Annotated in this window: 7 protein-coding genes; all 7 read right to left on the bottom strand. The window is 73.9% G+C overall.

Annotated elements, in window-relative coordinates:
* Positions 1 to 22 precede the first annotated feature (22 nt).
* The gene (locus EST54_RS03635; protein ID WP_129244928.1) at positions 23 to 1,090 is read right to left on the bottom strand and encodes a class I SAM-dependent methyltransferase; all 1,068 of its coding nucleotides are present in this window, start codon (positions 1,088 to 1,090) and stop codon (positions 23 to 25) included.
* The gene (locus EST54_RS03640) at positions 1,090 to 2,271 is read right to left on the bottom strand and encodes a glycosyltransferase (RefSeq protein WP_129244930.1); all 1,182 of its coding nucleotides are present in this window, start codon (positions 2,269 to 2,271) and stop codon (positions 1,090 to 1,092) included. The genes EST54_RS03635 and EST54_RS03640 overlap by 1 nt, the downstream gene beginning before the upstream one ends.
* Positions 2,268 to 3,089 carry an alpha/beta fold hydrolase gene (locus EST54_RS03645; protein ID WP_129244932.1) on the bottom strand — a complete coding sequence of 274 codons (822 nt, stop codon included), beginning with the start codon at positions 3,087 to 3,089 and terminating at the stop codon, positions 2,268 to 2,270. Before EST54_RS03645 ends, EST54_RS03640 begins: the two co-directional genes overlap by 4 nt.
* A 3-nt stretch (positions 3,090 to 3,092) precedes the next feature.
* Positions 3,093 to 3,347, bottom strand: coding sequence for an acyl carrier protein (locus tag EST54_RS03650; RefSeq protein WP_239012217.1), 255 nt, complete (start codon positions 3,345 to 3,347; stop codon positions 3,093 to 3,095).
* A gap of 65 nt (positions 3,348 to 3,412) precedes the next feature.
* A complete protein-coding gene (locus tag EST54_RS03655) occupies positions 3,413 to 7,999 on the bottom strand; it encodes a type I polyketide synthase (protein ID WP_129244934.1) in 4,587 nt (1,528 codons plus the stop codon).
* 1 nt (position 8,000) lies between these two features.
* On the bottom strand, positions 8,001 to 14,840 hold the full coding sequence (locus EST54_RS03660; RefSeq protein WP_129244936.1) for a type I polyketide synthase: 6,840 nt from the start codon (positions 14,838 to 14,840) through the stop codon (positions 8,001 to 8,003).
* A 553-nt stretch (positions 14,841 to 15,393) separates the two neighbouring features.
* Entirely contained in the window at positions 15,394 to 17,220 is a 1,827-nt protein-coding gene (gene asnB, locus EST54_RS03665) for an asparagine synthase (glutamine-hydrolyzing) (RefSeq protein ID WP_129244938.1), read from the bottom strand.
* Positions 17,221 to 17,222 lie beyond the last annotated feature (2 nt).

The raw sequence follows: 17,222 nt of genomic DNA on the forward strand, positions 1-17,222 counted from the left end.
TGGGGGGCGTCAGCGCGGTCGGTCAGCACGGCCCGTCGTCGCGGCGGGCCAGGATCCGGTAGGCGTTGGAGAAGCCGGGCCGCCGCCGGGTCGCGGGCGTGATCAGGCGGTCGAGCAGCCAGCCCAGCACGAGGAGGGGAACGCCCGCGGCGAGCACGGTGGCCCGCAGGACGCGGCTCACGGCGCCGGGGGCCTCGGCGTACCACGGTTCGTCCTTGCGGGGAGCCAGGCCGCTCAGGGCCAGCCAGGCCGCGGCGAGCAGGTCGACGGGGTCGTGCGGTGCGGCGTGTTCCTCCGCGACCACCGTGAACCCCAGCTCGGTCAGTCTCTCGCGCAGATTCCCCACCGGGATGAAGTGCAGGTGCTGCGGCTGGAGCCACGGCAGCCACCAGCGGCCGAGCAGCCGGCCGAACCGGCACTGCGGGTCCGGTACCTCGATCAGCAGATGCCCGCCGGGGCGCAGCGCCCGGTGCGCGGCGATCAGCTCGGCCTCGGGATCGGTGCTGTGTTCCAGGTAGTGGAACATGCTGACCACGTCGTAGTGCGCGGCCAGTTCCCCGGCCAGCTCGACGAAGGCGCCCCGGTAGCCCCGCTGCACCCAGCCTCGTTGCTGGGCCGACTCGACGCCCGCGCTGATGTCCAGCCCGTCGAAGACGGTACGGGGCAGGACGGCACGCGCCGCGTCGCAGAAGTGCCCCTGCCCCGTCCCCACGTCGAGCCAGTTCGCCGGCTCGGCGTGCGGCAGCACGGCCCGCGCCCTGAGCGGGTAGCGGGCGTCGTGCCCCTTGAAGAGCGCGGCGAGGTTCTCCTCACCGAGCCCGTCGTAGAAGTCGCGGTAGTAGAACTCCAGCCCCTCGGCGTTGAGTTGGGGGTTCTGGAAGACGTGGCGGCAGTCCTGGCACTGTTCCAGGACGAACCTGCCGGGCTTGCCCTGCAACAGGTCACGGGTCCTGAGCCGTACCTTCAGCCGGGCCGCGCCGCACCACGGGCAGTCGGTGCGTCGCGGCTGGAAGAACCGCGCCGGCCCGTGCGCCAGGTCGTCCTGGTAGCGGGAGCGCAGCGCGGCGACCTGATCGGCCCTGCTCATCATCAACGGCTTCCTGTAGCTGGGGGCGCGGCGAGGTGTTCGAGGTGTGCCGCGGCGGCTTCCGCGCCCCCGGCGGCGCGGAAGGACCGGCCCACCCGTTCCGCGGCGGCGCGGTAGCCCGGTTCGTCGAGCACGGAGTCCAGTGCCGTGCCGAGCTGGTCGGCGGTCGCCCGGCCGAAGCGGACGCGCACGCCGGCGCCGGCGTCGACCACCTGGGCGGCGATGGTGGGCTGGTCGTCCCGGATGGGGGCGACCACGAGGGGCAGCCCGTGCCACAGCGCCTCGCAGACGGTGTTGTGCCCGCCGTGGCAGACCACGGCGTCGCACCGCTCCAGCAGCGCCAGTTGGGGCACGCTCGGGCGCACCAGCAGCCCGTCGCCGCTGCCGTCCAGGGTTCCCGACGGGTCGACGACCACTGCCTGCAGCCGGTCCGACCGGGACCGCACCGCCTGCGCGCACGCGTCGAGGAAGCGCGCCCCGACCTCGGCGTTGGCCGTGCCGAGGGTGATCAGGACCGTGGCGCGCCCGGGGTCCAGCCGGTCCCACGGAAAGTCGTCGGCGGCCGGCCGGGAGGCGAGGGACGGGCCGACGAACCGCACCTGGTCGCCGAAGGAATCCGCCGGCCCGACCAGTTCCTCGGTGCTGAAGGTCAGCACGAGCCGGTCGGACAGCCGCGGGTCCACCTCGCTCGCCGGATCGCCGATCCGCTGCCGCAGGGCGTGCAGCACGTCGGTGATCCACTCCTCCACCTTGGGCATGTCGGCCAGGGCGGTGAACCCCGCCGAGGTGGTCGCCGACGTGGCCCAGGGGATGCGCAGCCGCTCGGCCAGCAGCCCGCCGGCGACGGCCTGCTGGTCGGCGATCAGGACGTCCGGACGGAAGTCCTCCGCCGCGGTCCGCACCCCCGGGGCCATCTCCTCCGCCAGAGGGACGAGGAACTCCTCCCAGAGGAACTTCAGCGCCGCCGGTCCCCGCAGCGAGAGCGGCCGCAGCAGGGCAGGGTCGTCGAGCGGCGGCGCGGCGCACGGGAACACCGTGGCCCGCTCGCCGGCCAACGGTCGCAGCACGTCCGGCAGTCCGGCCCAGGCCACCTCGTGCCCCCGCCGGACCAGCTCCGCCCCGACGCCGAGCGTGGGGTTGATGTGGCCGACCAGCGGCGGCACCACGAACAGGAATCTGCTCACCGGCCGCCGACCTCCGCCGCCCCGGCCGCGTCGTGCGCGCGGACCCACTCGGTGATCAGGTCGCGCACCAGGTCCGTGGCTCCCATCAGGACCCAGTGCTCCTGGTCCGGCACCACGACGGTCCGGCAGTCGGGGAGCAGCGACTTCAGCCACGGTTCCTGGGCCGCGAGTTCCGACTCGCTGCCGTAGACGGCCAGCACCGGGCAGCGCAGCGCGCGGATCTCGTCCTCGTCCAGCAGCCGGCTGGCCGGGATGTCCCGGGCCATGGTGCTGGAATTCAGCAGCCGCGACGCCGACTTCACCCGGCGGGTCACATGCGCCCCGTGCTCCCGGGTCAGCTGCTCGTGGAGGTCGGTACGGGCGAACTCGTCGGCCGCGCGCCGGAGGTTGACGGCCATCTTGCGCGACCAGGACTCGGTGGCCGGCTCCGATTCGATCATCGCGACGCTGGCCACCCGCTCGGGGCGGCGGGCCGCGTAGCTGAACGCGATGGTGCCGCCGTAGGAGTTGCCGACCAGGTGGACCGGTCCGGCCACCTCCAGCCGGTCGAGCAGCGCGTCGAGGTCCCCGACGAAGTCCTCCAGCAGGTAGCCGCTGGACACCCGCTCGCTGTGACCATGACCGCGCAGGTCGTACATGATCACGTCCATCCCCTCGGCGGCGAAGGCCGGGGCCAGGGTGAAGTAGTAGCTGACGAGGCTGTCCACGAGCATGCCGTGGACGAACACCACCGTGGGCGGCGGCGCGGTGTCCGCGGGGTCCCGGGCGGGCATCTGCTCCACGTGCAGGGCGATGCCGTTGGCGTTGATCACCGCCACCGTTCAGCACTCCCCCGTCTGGCGCAGGCATCCGACCACGTAGTCCACGAGCCGGCCGATCGTGAGGTAGATGATCTCTTCGAGTTCGAGGCCGGCCAGGAACTCGGCGAAGTTCACCCGCTCCCCGTACCGCGCCCCCAACTGGCCGCCGAGGGTGACCAGGTCGATGCTCTCCAGGTCCAGGTCGTCGTGGAACCGGGTGTCCCGGGTCATCTCGACCTCGTCCAGCCCCTGATCGTCGAGCACGGCCCGCAGCATTCCGGTGATCTCGTCGAACACCACTGTCTCGTCCGCGCGCACCGGTGGCTGTGTCTGACCGCTGTTCACCGCGTCGTCTCCCGTTCGTCCATCGATTCCGTCGATTCCGTCGTCCATGCGACGACGTACTCCCTGCCCGGCAGGTCCGCCGGGTTGCCGATCCGGCGGCACCACACCCGGTGCAGCCGGCCTGCCGCCTCCACCAGCAGTTCTTCCGGCTGCGCGGCGACCACCGCGAAGTCCTTCGGCCGCCCTTGCAGACCGGTGCCGCGCGCCTTGGCCACCGCTTCCTTGGCCGCCCAGAACCTGGTGAACCACAGGCCTTCGGGCTCACCCGCTTCGGTCCGTTGCGCGCCGAGGAGCGCGCGCTCGGCCGGGCCGAGCGCCATCGCCCGGGCCGGCTCCGGGCGTTCGGTGATCTCCTCCACATCGATGCCGATCCCGCCGGGGCCGTGCCCGGAACGGGGGCGCACCATGGCCACGCCGGTCTCCGCGCAGTGCGCCAGCGAGACGTCCAGCTCGGGCAGGTCCCGGCCGTGGAGGCCGGCGACCCGCGGACGGCCGGCCTCGTCGTTGCCGACCCGGATCTCCGCGGGGAAGACAGGCCCCTCGCCGTGATCCCACAGCCACTGGCGGACGGCGTCCTTGACCGCGATCCTGCCCAGCAGCCACTGCGCACGGCCGCGCGGCGGGCGCCGCTCGTAGTCCTCGCGCTCCGCGCTGCTCAGGTGGTTGCGCATGACGAGGTCGCGCGAGGCCAGGTCCGGCCACCGGTCGTGGACGAGCGACCAGCCGCCCTCCTGGACGCGGGAGAGGGTGTTCCGCTCGGGGAACCGTTCCTGGACCCTGGTCTCCTCGCGGTTGTCGAAGCGGCGGTCCTGCCAGCCGTGGATCTCCGCCCACACCCGGCCGTCGGCGACGAGCTGGATGTCCGCCTCGACCGCGGTCTCGGTGACGGAGGAGATGGTGACGAGGCAGTCCAGCGTGGTGCCGGTCGCGGGGTGCGGGCCGAAGAAGCGCATCCGCCGCATGCGGACCGGGAACACCACGGTCCGCTCGGTCAGGGTGCTGATGATCCAGTAGCCGAGCAGCTGACCGACGTTGTCCAGCAGGGCGCCGGGGGCGGGCGGGGTGGTGAGCTTCCCGCGTACGTGGCGGGGGCCGACCGCGGTGAGCTCGGTGACGCCCTGGAACAGCGGGCCGTGGAACATCCAGCGGTCCGCGTAGAGTTCCTCGGCGGTGATCTCCGGGGTCCGTTCTGATGCGGGGTCCCAGGTCCACGGGCGGGGCGGCGACTCCAGGTGGCCCGCCGCGAGTTCGACCTCGGCGCGGGCGAACCGGCCGAAGGTCACGCCGACCCGCCGGGGCCCCTGCGGTGCCACGGTGACGGGCACGTCGGCGGACGGGCTGACGGTCACCCACCGGTTCAGCTGCACCCCGTGCACCGCGACGGCGGAGGAGCCGGGCGCGGCCTGCTCGGCGCACTCCATCATGTGGTGGATCACCGTGGTGGCCGGGACCACCGGCCAGCGGTCGGCCTCGTCCGGCCAGCCGGGGCGCTGCGCGAAGAAGCAGTGGTCCAGCAGGTACGGCATGGTGTCCGTGGACACCCGCAGCACGGTGCGGAACTCTCCCCCGCCGGGGGACGGCGAGCCGGGTACCGTCGCCGGTACGGGAGCCGTCGGTACGGGAGCCGTCGGTACAGCGGGCGCCGATACCGGGGTCGCCGGTACGGAGGTCGCCGCCGCGGGCCTCCCGGCCGCCGTGCGGGCGGCGCCGAGCACCGCCGTGGCGGTGTCCGCGGTGTCCCTCAGCAGCGCGCTCAGTTCGCCGGCTACCGGAATCCGGTCGGCCACCGCCTCCAGGGCGGACAGTTCGCCCCCCGTGCGCACCGCGGGCCGGGCCGCCAGTGCCGAGCGGAGGCCGCCCAGCGTCTCCTCGTCGAAGGAGACCAGCGGTCCTCCGAGGTCCAGCCGGACCGGCGGGCGCTTCGACGCCGCGCCGCGGCCGGCCCGCAGCGGCCGGAAGTCCGGCGCGCCGCCCTCCGCCCACAGGGCGGTGGCGACCCGGTGCAGCTGTGCGAGTCCGCTGCGGTGCGGGGAGTTGGCGGCCACCGCCAGGTGCGGCCGGCCGTGCAGCGTGTTGCCGATCAGCGTGCCGACCTGGCCCGTTCCCGCCTGAACGAAGACCCGGACGCCGGCCGCGTACATCGCCTCGATCAGCGGGCGGAAGCGCACGGGCTCCAGCAGATGCCGCAGGAACAGCTCGCGGACCTCGGCCTCGGTGGGCGGGTACACCGACGCCGTGGTCGCCGACCACACCGGAACGGTGGGCGGATACAGCGCGAACTGGCTCGCGGCACGGCGGATCGGGTCGAGGTAGGGGGCCAGCATGGGGGTGTGGAAGCCGGATTGGAACGGCAGGACCTGGCCGACGACGTTCCGCGCACGGAACCAGCGCACGAGCTCGTCCACCGGGCCCGGCGGACCGCACACCATGGCCTGGTCCGGCGCGTTGTCGTGGGACAGCACGATCTCGGGACGGTCCGCGAGGGCGGCCGCGACCCGGTCGGCCGGGGCGCCCAGGACGGCGAAGGCCAGGCCCGGCACCCGCAATTCGTCCGGGTCGAAGTCCGCCATGAACTCGTCCACCGCACGGCCGGCGAACAACCCGCCGGTGACCATGGCGGTCCACTCGCCCACGCTGTGGCCGGCGACCGCGTCCGGCACGATGGCCATCCGGCGCAGGGCGGCGTCCAGCACCCGGCCCACCGCGACCACCTCGCCCCCGTGCCGCCCGACGTCCGCCACCTCGGTCGGCTGCCCGGCGGGGAGGGTGGGGAGCAGGGCGCCCAGCCCGAAGTGCCGGGCGACGTCGGAGACGTGCGGCCGGAACTCGGCCTCCAGCCCCGGAAAGACGAAGGCCACCTGGGAACCGCCGTCCCCGCCGAGCAGCGGATCGGCGGTGAACCACACATCGCCGCGGCCCCGCCACGGGCGGCCCTTGGCCAGCACCCTGCGCGCCAGGGCGAGGCTCTTGGCCGTCGGGTCGACGATGCCGAGCCGGCTGCGCCCCTCGCCGGGATCCCGGTCGTCGAGACCCGCCGCGAGCACCGCCGAGTCGTCGGCGTCCAGCAGGCCGGCCAGCCGCTCGGGGCTGTCGGCGGTGAGCCGCAGCACGCGTTCCTGCTCCCGCACCGACACCGCGGGCCGGTTCCGCCGGCCCGCCGCGCCCTCGGGCGGGGCTTCGAGCACCACGTGCGCGTTGATGCCGCCGAAGCCGAAGGCGTTCACCGCGGCCCGCCGGACCCCGTCCGCGCCCTCGGTCTGCCACGCCTGCGCCGCGGGGATCGTCCGGAACCGGGTCCGCTCCAGCGCGGGGTGCGGATCGTCGCAGTGCAGCGTGGGCGGCAGCACCGCGTGGTGGACGGCGAGCGCCGCCTTGGCCAGGCCGGCCACGCCCGCCGCCGGCATGGTGTGGCCGATCATCGACTTCACCGAGCCGATGACCGCCCGGTCCGCGCCGTCAGCGGTGCCGAACACCTCCTGCACGGTGGCCAGTTCGGCGCCGTCGCCGGAAGGGGTCGCGGTCCCGTGGGCCTCCAGCAACCCGATCGAACCCGGCCGGGTGGGGTCGAGACCGGCCGCGCGCCACGCCTGTCGTACCGCCTTCACCTGCCCCCCGGAGTCCGGGTTGACGAGGCTGCCGCTGCGGCCGTCGCTCGCCACTCCGGTGCCGCGGATCACGGCGTAGACCCGGTCACCGTCGCGTTGCGCGTCGCTGAGCCGCTTGAGCACCACGACGCCGGAGCCCTCACCGATGAGCAGGCCGTCCGCGGCCCGGTCGAAGGGGCGGATCCGCTGGCTGGGGGAGAGCGCGCGCAGCTGGGCGAACACGCTCCACAGCGTGATGTCGTGGCAGTGGTGGACGCCGCCGGCGAGCATCAGGTCGCAGCGCCCACCGGCCAGTTCGGCCACCGCCTGGTCGACCGCGACCAGCGAGGACGCGCAGGCGGCGTCCACGGTGTACGCGGGGCCGCGCAGGTCGAGCCGGTTGGCGACCCGGGAGGCGGTGAGGTTCGGCACCAGGCCGATCGCCTGCTCGGGGTCGTCCGGTCCGAGCTGCTGGACGAAGGCCTGCCGTACCCGCTCGATGTGGTCACCGCCGAGGTCGGGCAGCAACTCCCCGAGCGTGCGCACGAGCTGGTTGGCCGTGCGCACCCGCTGGGACCCGCGGGACAGTCCGGGGGTCAGGTAGCCCCCGCGCCCCAGGATCACGCCGATCCGGTCGCGGTCGGGCAACCGGTCCTCGCCGCCCGCGTCGGCGATCGCGTCCGCGACCACCTTCAGCGCGATGAGCTGGTCGGGTTCGGTGCCCGCGACCGAGTTGGGCATGATCCCGAACTGGGTCACCTCGACCTCGGCCAGCTCGTCGACGAATCCACCCCGCCGGCAGTAGACGCGGTCCGAGCGCCCCACCGCCTGCGGATCGTAGAAGCTGGCGTCCCAGCGGCCGGCCGGGACGTCGGTGATCGCGTCCACCCCGGCGACCAGGTTGCGCCAGTACGCGTCGAGGTCTGCCGCGCCCGGCAGCAGGACCGCCATGCCGACGATGGCGATCTGTGCGCCCGCGCCGTCTTCCCCCCTGGTCATCTCACCACCCCGACGCGGTGTAGACGACGGCACGGGCCGACTCCTCGCCCCAGGCGAGCTCGCGCAGCAGGCAGAGGGTGCCTTCCTCGGGGTCGATCAGCCGGATGCCCCGGCGGGCGTACTCCCGCGCCAGCTCGGGGGTCACCATGCCCGCGTGCTGCCCGGTGGGGGCCCACGGTCCCCAGTGGACCGTGAGGAGCCGGCAGCCGGTGCGGGCGGCCCAGCGGCTGCCCATGCTCTGCAAGGCGTCGTTCGCGGCGGCGTAGTCCACCTGGCCGCGGCTGCCCAGAACGGCCGAGATGCTGCCGAAGAACACCGTGAAGCGCGGGGGGGTCGGCAGGCCCTCCACCGCCTCCAGCAGCGTGCGGGCGCCGTCGACCTTGGTGTCGAACACCCGGCGGAAGGACTCGGTGTCCTTCTCCGCCAGCATCCGGTCCTCGATCACCCCGGCGGCGTACACCACACCGTCCAGCCGGCCGTGCTCGGCGTAGATGTCCTTCACCACCCGGTGCACCGCCTCGGTGTCCCGGGTGTCCGCCGAGTGGTAGCGCACCGCGCTGCCGAGGGAGCGCAGTTCCTCGACCGTGGCGCTGATCTCGCGCTGCGCGAGGATCTGCCCGACGGTCCGCTCGATCTCGGCCGGCGTGCGGTTTCCGAGCGCCGCCAGGGTGGCCCGGAGCGTCGCGCGGTCGGGCGCCGACCGCGTGGCCGGGTCTTCCGGGCCGCTCGGCGCGGCGGTCCTGCCGACCAGCTCGATCCGGCAGCCGGCGGCCGCCGCCAGCGTCGCGGCGAAGCGTGCCGTGATGCCCCGGGCTCCGCCCACCAACAGCACCACGGCGTCCCGGTCCAGGCCGATCGCCGTGGCCTCGGCCGCACCGTCGCCGGCCGGCCCGGCTCCCGTGGTGCCCAGCCGGCCGAGGGCGGTCTCGGTCAGCTCGAAGCCGTACCGAGCGCCGGCGGACCGGAGGACGACCGGGGCGCGGTCGGTGGCCGGCAACTCGCCGGCCAGCGTGGTCGCCACGGCCTCCGCCGAGGCGTCCGGGGCGACCTCGACCAGCCTGGCGACCGTGTCCGGATATTCCTGGGCGATGGTCCGGAACATCCCGCGCAGTCCGTCCGGTCGCCCGTCGTCGGCCGCCGCCCCGCCGGGGACGGCGGCGATCAGCCACCGGGGCGCGCGCCGCAGCGCGGCCTGCACCACCGGGAACGACTCCGGCAGCAGCGGGTCCTCGGTGCCGGCCAGCGCCTCCAGGTGGAGCACACCGTCCAGCGGGCCGTCCTCGTCCGTCAGCAGGTGCTGGCCGTCGTGTACGACGAACTCCGCTCCCTGTGCGGCGAGTTGGGCCGACAGGGACTCGCCCACCGGGCTGTCCCCGCCCAGCAGCGCGAACCGCTTTCCGGCCAGCGCGCCGGGTTCCGCGGCCGGCTCGGGAAGGGCCACCTCCCGCAGCAGCAGCCGGGCGGGCGCCTCGGCGACCACCTCGGCCGCGGCCGGGCGGCCGACCGGATCCGCCGGGCTCCCGTCCTCGGGGGGCTGCTCCTCGTCGCCGCGGAGCCGTGCCATCAGCAGGCCGGCGATGCCGGAGGCGGTACGGGCCGCGGACAGCGCGTCCAACTCCGCGTCGTCGAGCTGGGAGACGCCCGCCCCGCCCTCGCCGCCGGCCCGGACCCGGGCGGCCAGTTCACCGGCGATCTCGATCCGCTTGATCGAGTCGACGCTCAGGTCGGCCTCCAGGTCGAGATCGGGTTCGATCATGTCCACCGGATAGCCGGTGCGTTCGCTGATCAGCCCCAGGATGGTCTGCAGCACGTCGTCCTCGGTGAGCGGCGCGGCAGTGGTGGGGGCCTCCGGCGCCGGCGGGGCCGCCGCCTCCGGGGCGGGCGCGAGGGGGCCGGGGTCGCCGAGGACCGCGGGGGACGTGACCGGTTCGACCGGTACGGGCACCTGGTGAACGGGCGCCACCGGAGCCGGCGGTGCGAGCGCCGGCGTGCCCGGCGCGGCACCGAAGTACGTGAGCAGCACATCGCGCTGCGCCGCGACGATCTCCCGGCTGGTGCGCAGGAACTCGGAGACCATCCGGTCCGGGCTGACGGCAGCTTCGTGGGGGTCGGGCGTCGTCACCAACATCTCCTGGATACGTCGGGCCGGCATGAGAGAGCCGGGCAGCGGGCTGCCGTCACGGGTACGCACCAGGTGCCCGTTGACGGTCCAGCCGGGTCGTTCGGGGGGAGTCGCGTGCCGCAGGTCGGTGGCATGGCGGCCGTGGAACAGCCAGCCGGTGCGCACCCGCACGCCGGCCATGGCCAGCTGGGCGAGCGCGCCGAGGAAGCCGCGCACACCGCGGCCGCCCGCCGTTTCGGCACCGACCGTCGTGTGCGGGCGGTCCCGGAGGATCGCGGACACGAGGGAGGTGAGCGTCGAGCCGGGCCCGACCCCGACGAAGATCCGGGCCCCGGCCCGGTACATCTGCTCGATCTGCTCGGTGAACCGCACGGGCGCGCCGATCTGTGCGGCCAGTTCGGTGCGTACGTCCTCGGGGCGTGGCGCATAGACGGACGCCGTGCGGTTGGCCCACACCGGCGTCTGCGGTGCGCGTACCGGCGCCTTGGCGAGTGCCTCGGCGAACCGCTCGGCGGCGTCGGCGACGACCGGGCTGTGGAAGGCGCAGGCCACCGGGAGGGTCTTGGCGCCGAAACCGTGCGCGCGAAGGTGCTCCACCGCGGTCGCGACCGCGTCGCCGGGCCCGGAGATGACGACCTGCTCGGGCGCGTTGTGGTTCGCGACGACGACGCGGTCCGCCAGGCCCGCCGCGTCGAGCTGCCGGGAGACGTCCTCGGCGCCGGCCGACACCGCCGCCATCGCGCCCGGGTCCGCGCCGGCCGCGGACACGATCGCCTCGGCCCGCCGCGCGCTCAGCTCCAGCAGGGTTGCCGGGTCCAGCGCCCCGGCGGCGCACAGCGCCACCAATTCGCCGTAGCTGTGCCCGGCCACCATGTCCGGGACCACCCCGGCGCGGCAGAACAGGTCGTACGCGGCCAGGCCGACCATGCCCAGCACGGGCTGGGCCACCGTGGTGTCGGTGACCTTGGCCCGCTGCTCGGCCGCGACGGCGGGGTCGAAGGCGTGCGGCGGGTAGAGGTCCTCGGCCCACTCGCGGCCGAGCTGGAGGTAGCGCTGGGCCTCCGGGAAGGCGACGAACAGGTCGGCGAGCATGTCGGGCCGCTGACTGCCCTGGCCGGGGAAGAGGAACGCCACCTTCGCGTCCGTGTCACGGTCGGGGGCCCCGTCGTCCGCCCCGAGGGCGAAGACCCCCGCGGCCGGGTCGTGTTCGCCCGCCCTCGCCCGCCCGAGCAGCACGGCCAGCTCGTCCAGGTCTCCGGCCACGACCGCCGACTGCGCCGGATGCCGGGAGGCATCACAGCGGCGGGAGGCGGTCAGCGCGAAGTCGCGCAACCGCCACGGGCGGCCGTCCCGCTCGTTCTTCTCCGCCAGGTCCAGCAGCTCCTGGATCGCCCGGCCGGCGTCCTCGCGGTCGGCGCCGCGGAAGACGAACAGCTCCGCCGGCCAGGAGTCGAGCCCCTGCACCGGCGGCGGTCCCTCGTCGTGGGCACGCAGCACGACGTGGAAGTTGGTGCCGCCGAAGCCGAAGGCGCTGACCCCGGCGACGCGCTCCGCCGGCCGCGCCGACCACGGCCGCGCGGAGGTGTGGAAGGCGAACGGGCTGCTCTCCTGGTCCCAGGCCGGATTGGGCCGCTCCAGCTGCCTCGTGGGCGGCTTGACGCCGGTGCGCAGCGCCATGGCGGTCTTGATCAGGCCCGCCAGACCGGCGGCGCACTTGGTGTGCCCGATCTGCGACTTCACCGACCCCAGCGCGCAACTTCCCGGCGCCGCTCCGGCCTCCGTGAACAGCTCGGTGAGGGCGCTCAGTTCGGTGCGGTCGCCGACCACGGTCCCGGTGCCGTGCGCCTCGATCAGACCGACCTCCGTCGGGGAGATCCCCGCGTTGCGGTAGGCGCGTTCCAGCGCGGCACGCTGTCCCTCGGCACGGGGTGCGGTCAGGCCGAGGGACTTGCCGTCACTGGCACTGCCGACGCCCTTGATCACGGCATAGACGCGGTCCCCGTCGCGCTCCGCGTCGGTCAGCCGCTTGAGCACCAGGCAGGCGACGCCCTCGCCCAGCGCTATGCCGTCCGCCGCGCTGTCGAAGGGGCGGGAGCGGCCGGTCGGGGACAGCGCACGGACCGAGGAGAAGAGCAGGAAGTCGTTGATCCCGTTGTGCAGATCGGCGCCGCCGCACAGCACGAGGTCACTGGTGCCGGCGGACAGTTCCTTGCACGCCACGTCCACCGCGGCCAGCGAGGAGGCGCAGGCCGCGTCCACCGTGTAGTTCATGCCCCGCAGGTCGAGCCGGTTGGCGATCCGGCCGGAGATGACGTTGGCCAGCATCCCGGGGAAGGAGTCCTCGGTGAGCGTGGGCAGCTGGGCGTCCAGCTCGGACGGCAGCTGCGCCACGTACGCCGGCAGCAGCGAGCGCAGCGCGGCGGCGTTCGACAGGTCGCTGCCCGCCTCGGCCCCGAAGACCACGGCGGCCCGGGACCGGTCGAAGTCCCGCTCCCCGTACCCCGCGTCCTCCAACGCCAGGCGCGCCGCCTCCAGGGACAGCAGCTGCACCGGCTCGATGCTGCCCAGCGAGGACGGCGGAATGCCGTAGCGCAGCGGATCGAAGGGGATGTCGGGCAGGAAGCCGCCCCACTTCGAATCGGTGTGGCCGCCGTCCGCCTGGGGCGCGTAGTAGATCGCCGGGTCCCACCGCTCGGGGGACACCTCCGTGACGGCGTCGACTCCCCCGACCACGTTCGCCCAGTAACTGGCGAGGTCCGGCGCGTCCGGGAACATGCAGGACATGCCGACGACGGCGATGTCCAGGGGGGCCGGGGCGGGGAGTTCCGCATTCGGCCGGGGGGCCACGCCGAGCCGCTCGCGCGCCCGCGCGGCGTGCTCGGTGTAGAAGTCGGCGGCGGCGCTGCTGACCGACGCGTGCAGTGCGGCGATCGTGGTGGGCTGGTTGCGGAGCACGGCGACCTCGCCGGCCATGAACATTCCCTCGGCGAGCTGCCGGGGCTCGTCCACCTCGGTCAGCTCCTCGCCGACCCGTTCCACGCCCTTGCTGGCGATCCGCAGCCGGCCGACATTGAGCCGTTCCAGCTGTTCCCACGCCTGCCGTTCCGGGACGCCCTGCTCCCGCAACTCGTCCTTGATGCCGAGGTAGTTGTCGGTGAAGGGGCTGGTCACACACCGTGTCGTGTGGCCGGGCGCGGTTTCGAGCAGCTCGGTCCGCCGGGCCTGAAGGACCTGCCGCTGGAAGAGCGGCTGCACCGCGCCATGGCTCACCGCCTCCTCGGTGAAGAGGTAGGCGGTGCCCATGAGCATGCCCACGGCCACGCCACGGGCGGTCAGCGGGGCGGCGAGCGCGGTGACCATCGCCGCGGACCGGGCGTCGTGGATCCCGCCGGCGAACAGCACCCGCAGCGTGTCGCCCGCGGTGTCCTCGGCCGCGTCGAGGAACTCGGTGAGGACGGCGATCTGGGCTTCCCACAGCGCGAAACTGCTCCGCGGCCCGACATGACCGCCGCATTCGGACCCCTCGAAGGCGAACTTGCGGACGCCGACGTCCAGGAACTGCCGCAGCACGCCGGGCGAGGGCACGTGGAGGAACGTGTCGATGCCGGCCTCTTCGAGCGCGGTCGCCTGCGAGGGCCGGCCGCCCGCGATGATCGCGCAGGACGGCCGGAATTCCCGGATGATCTCCAGCTGTGCGGCCCTGGTGCGCTGCGGAGCGAAGCCGAGCACCCCCACTCCCCAGGGCCGCCCGTCCAGTGCGGCACGCGTCTGCTCCAGCAGGGTGCGCGTCTGCTCCGGGCCGGCGAGCGCCAGCGCCAAGAAGGGCAGCGCCCCGTCCTCGGCGACCGCCGCGGCGAACCCCGGCTGGTCACTGACCCGGGTCATCGGCCCCTGGGCGAGGGGGAGTTGGGTACCCAGCGCCCGGCTCATCGCCGAACCGCCACGCAGCGCGTCGAGCGGCGCGTCCTCCCGCACCGCGTCGCACATGGCGGCGCTGACCGCACGGACCGCCCCACCGGCATCGCGCCACTGCTCGGCGAACCGGGAGGCGAGGAAGCCGTCCTGGCCGACGGGGAGCAGCTGCGTCCGCAGATCGCCGGCACCGAGCATGCCGGCCACGTCCACCGGGTCGTCCGGAACCGCCGGTGCGTCCGGCCCCCGGCGCCACAGCACCCGGTGCCCGGCCACCACGACCGTCTCCGAACCGTCCAGGATCCGCACGGCCGCGGCGACGTCCTCCGGGAGGCCGGACTCCGCCAGCAGGGCAAGCTGCGTATCGAGAACGACTCCCGCCGCGCCACCCACCACGGCGGCCGCGGCGGTGTGCGGCCCGATCCCGCCGCAGGCCCAGACCGGCAGCTCCAGCGCCGGGTCCGCCATCAGCTGCTGGAGGAGCACGAAGGTGCTCAACTCACCGACCCGCCCGCCACTTTCACTGCCACGGGCGATCAGTCCGTGCGCACCGCCCCGAGCGGCCGCAAGCGCCTCCGCATGGCTCGTCACCTCGACGAGCACCCGGTGCTCGGCGACGACGTCGTCCAGCCGCAGCGGCGCGTCCACGCCGAGCACCACCGTGTGTACGTCCCCGCCACTCACCAGGTCGGCCGCGGTGACGGCACACCCGGCGGCCACCCGCACCCCGAACGGCCTCGACACCCACTGCCGGACCGACTCCAGCGCCTCCCTGGCCCGCCTGTCCCCCTTGCCGAGATCGAGCACGCCGAGCCCCCCGGCCCGGCAGACGGCGGCGACGATTCTCGGATCGGGTTCCCCGAAAGGACTTATCCCCAAGACAGCATCAGCCAGACGCGCGGTGGTCACAGAAGCTCCGAAGAATGTGGGCACAGGAGATACACGCAGCTGCCGGGCCACAAATCCCGAGTGCCTGCGGTGCGGTGGTCAACAACAGCCTCAGCAGGCCGCCGCTCGCACGTCAACGAACACCGCGGAAGTACGTGGTCGGCCACGCCGTAGATTGCGGTAATCACTAGACTTTCGGCCGCGTGGCGACGCCGGGGAAGTCAGCGGGAAGACCGTGGGAAACGAGGACGGCCCTCCCCTCGGCCCGACCCCCGTCGGCCGACCCGCTCACCTTCGGCTCACGCCCCACTCACGCTCCGCTCAAGTCCCTTGTGGCGGCGGCAAGATGACCACGACCGGCGTCGCCGAGCGTGCCTGGCCGCCGGTGGTTGCCCGTCATCGGACGCGCCCCAGGGCCGTCACCGCCGTTTCCCGGCCGGCCGGGAAACGTGGAAGATCGGGCAAGGGCTCCTCAGAGGGCGAGTTCGGGCCGGTGGTGGTCCAGCCACAGCGCCAGGTCGACGACGCGTTCCAGGCGGAGGCGGTGGCCCCACTCCAAGCGGTCCGGCGGGGTGTCGAGGCTGGGCTTGATGCGGGTCTCGTCGGCCAGCGCCCGGACCTGCTCGACGGCCAGGGCCTCGCGGGCCAGGTCCTGCAGGCCGCGGTTGTAGTCGGGGTGGTGGGTGGCCGGATAGTGGTTCTTGGGCCGGTGCAGCACGGAGTGCGGAGCGAGTCCGGCACCGGCGGCGCGCAGCAGGCTCTTCTCCCGGCCGTCGAAGCTCTTCAGCGCCCAGGGCGCGGCGAAGGCGTACGCGACCAGGCGGTGGTCGCAGTAGGGGACGCGGACCTCCAGGCCCTGGGCCATGCTCAACCGGTCCTTGCGGTGCAGCAGCTGGCGCAGCCAGCGGGTCAGTGACACGTGCTGCATCTCGCGTTGCCGGTGCTCGGCGGGGGTTTCGTCGTCCCGGTGCGGTACGGCGGCCAGCGCGCCGGTATAGGTGTCCCGGCGGAACTCCTCCATGCGCAGGCCGAGTTCCGGGTTGAGCGGCATCGCGGCCTCGTCACCGGTGACGAGCAGCCAGGGGAAGGTTGCTGCGTGCAGCGCCTTCGGGGAGTGGAACCAGGGATAACCGCCGAAGACCTCGTCCGCCGCCTCGCCCGAGAGGGCCACCGTGGAGTGCTTGCGGATCTCGCCGAAGAGCAGATACAGGGAGGTGTCCATGTCGCCGACACCGATCGGTGAGTCCCGCGCCACGACGACCGCCTTGCGGTGCTCGGGGTCGAGCAGGGCGCGCGGGTCGAGGACGACCGTGCTGTGGTCGGTGCCGATGAACGCGCCGGCCTCGGTGGCGTACGGGGTGTCGTGGCCGGTGCGCAGCACGTCGCCGGTGAACCGCTCGGCCTGGTCGCTGTAGTCGACGGCGTACGAGCGGATGCGGGCGTCTGGGCCTTCGCGCAGCCGGAGTTCGTCGGCGAGCAGCGCGGTCAGGACCGTGGAGTCGAGGCCACCGGACAGCAGGCTGCACAGCGGGACATCGGCCTCCAGCTGGCCGCGGGCGGCCGTCCCGACCAGCTCACGGACGTGGGCGACGGCCGTGTCCTGGTCGTCGTCGTGGAGCTCGGCCGCCAGCTGCCAGTAGCGGCGTTCGCGGATGCCGTCGCGGTCCAGGACGAGCAGGCCGCCGGGCTCCACCTCCCGCACACCGGACCACACCGTCGGCCCGGTGTTGAAGAGCAGGCTGTAGGCCTCCCGCAGCCCGTCGGCGTCCACCCGTGGCCGTATCTCCGGGTGGGCGAACAGCGCCTTCGGCTCGGAGGCGAAGGCCAGGCCGCCCTCGACGGCGGCCCAGAACAGCGGCTTGACACCGAGGCGATCGCGTACCAGCAGCAGCCGCTGGGCACGCTCGTCCCACACCGCGAAAGCGAACATGCCCTCCAAGTGGTCGGCGAGGTCCTCCCCCCACTCGGCGTAGGCGCGCAGCACCACCTCGGTATCACTCCGCGTGCGGAAGGTGTGCCCTCGGCCGCGCAGTTCGGCGCGCAGCTGGTGATGGTTGTACACCTCGCCGCTGTAGCTGAGAACGACGGTCGGCCGGTCGGGCCGGTCGGTCATCGGCTGCCCGCCGCCGGCCGGATCGATGACGGCCAGGCGGCGGTGGCCGAGCGCGGCGTGCTCGCCGAGCCAGACGCCACCCGCGTCGGGGCCGCGCGGGGTGAGGGTGGCCGTCATGGCCTCGATGACCGCGGCCTGGGTGCGGGCGTCGTGAGGGAACGACGCCCAGCCGGTGATTCCGCACATGC

This window comes from Streptomyces sioyaensis (assembly GCF_004122735.1).
Lineage (GTDB): Bacteria > Actinomycetota > Actinomycetes > Streptomycetales > Streptomycetaceae > Streptomyces > Streptomyces sioyaensis.

What these genes read in the sequence shown, in the direction of transcription:
- EST54_RS03635 (WP_129244928.1), bottom strand. Translation starts at nt 1,090, where the DNA reads ATGATGAGCAGGGCCGATCAGGTCGCCGCGCTGCGCTCCCGCTACCAG.
- EST54_RS03655 (WP_129244934.1), bottom strand. Translation starts at nt 7,999, where the DNA reads ATGACCAGGGGGGAAGACGGCGCGGGCGCACAGATCGCCATCGTCGGC.
- asnB (WP_129244938.1), bottom strand. Translation starts at nt 17,220, where the DNA reads ATGTGCGGAATCACCGGCTGGGCGTCGTTCCCTCACGACGCCCGCACC.
- EST54_RS03650 (WP_239012217.1), bottom strand. Translation starts at nt 3,347, where the DNA reads ATGCTGCGGGCCGTGCTCGACGATCAGGGGCTGGACGAGGTCGAGATG.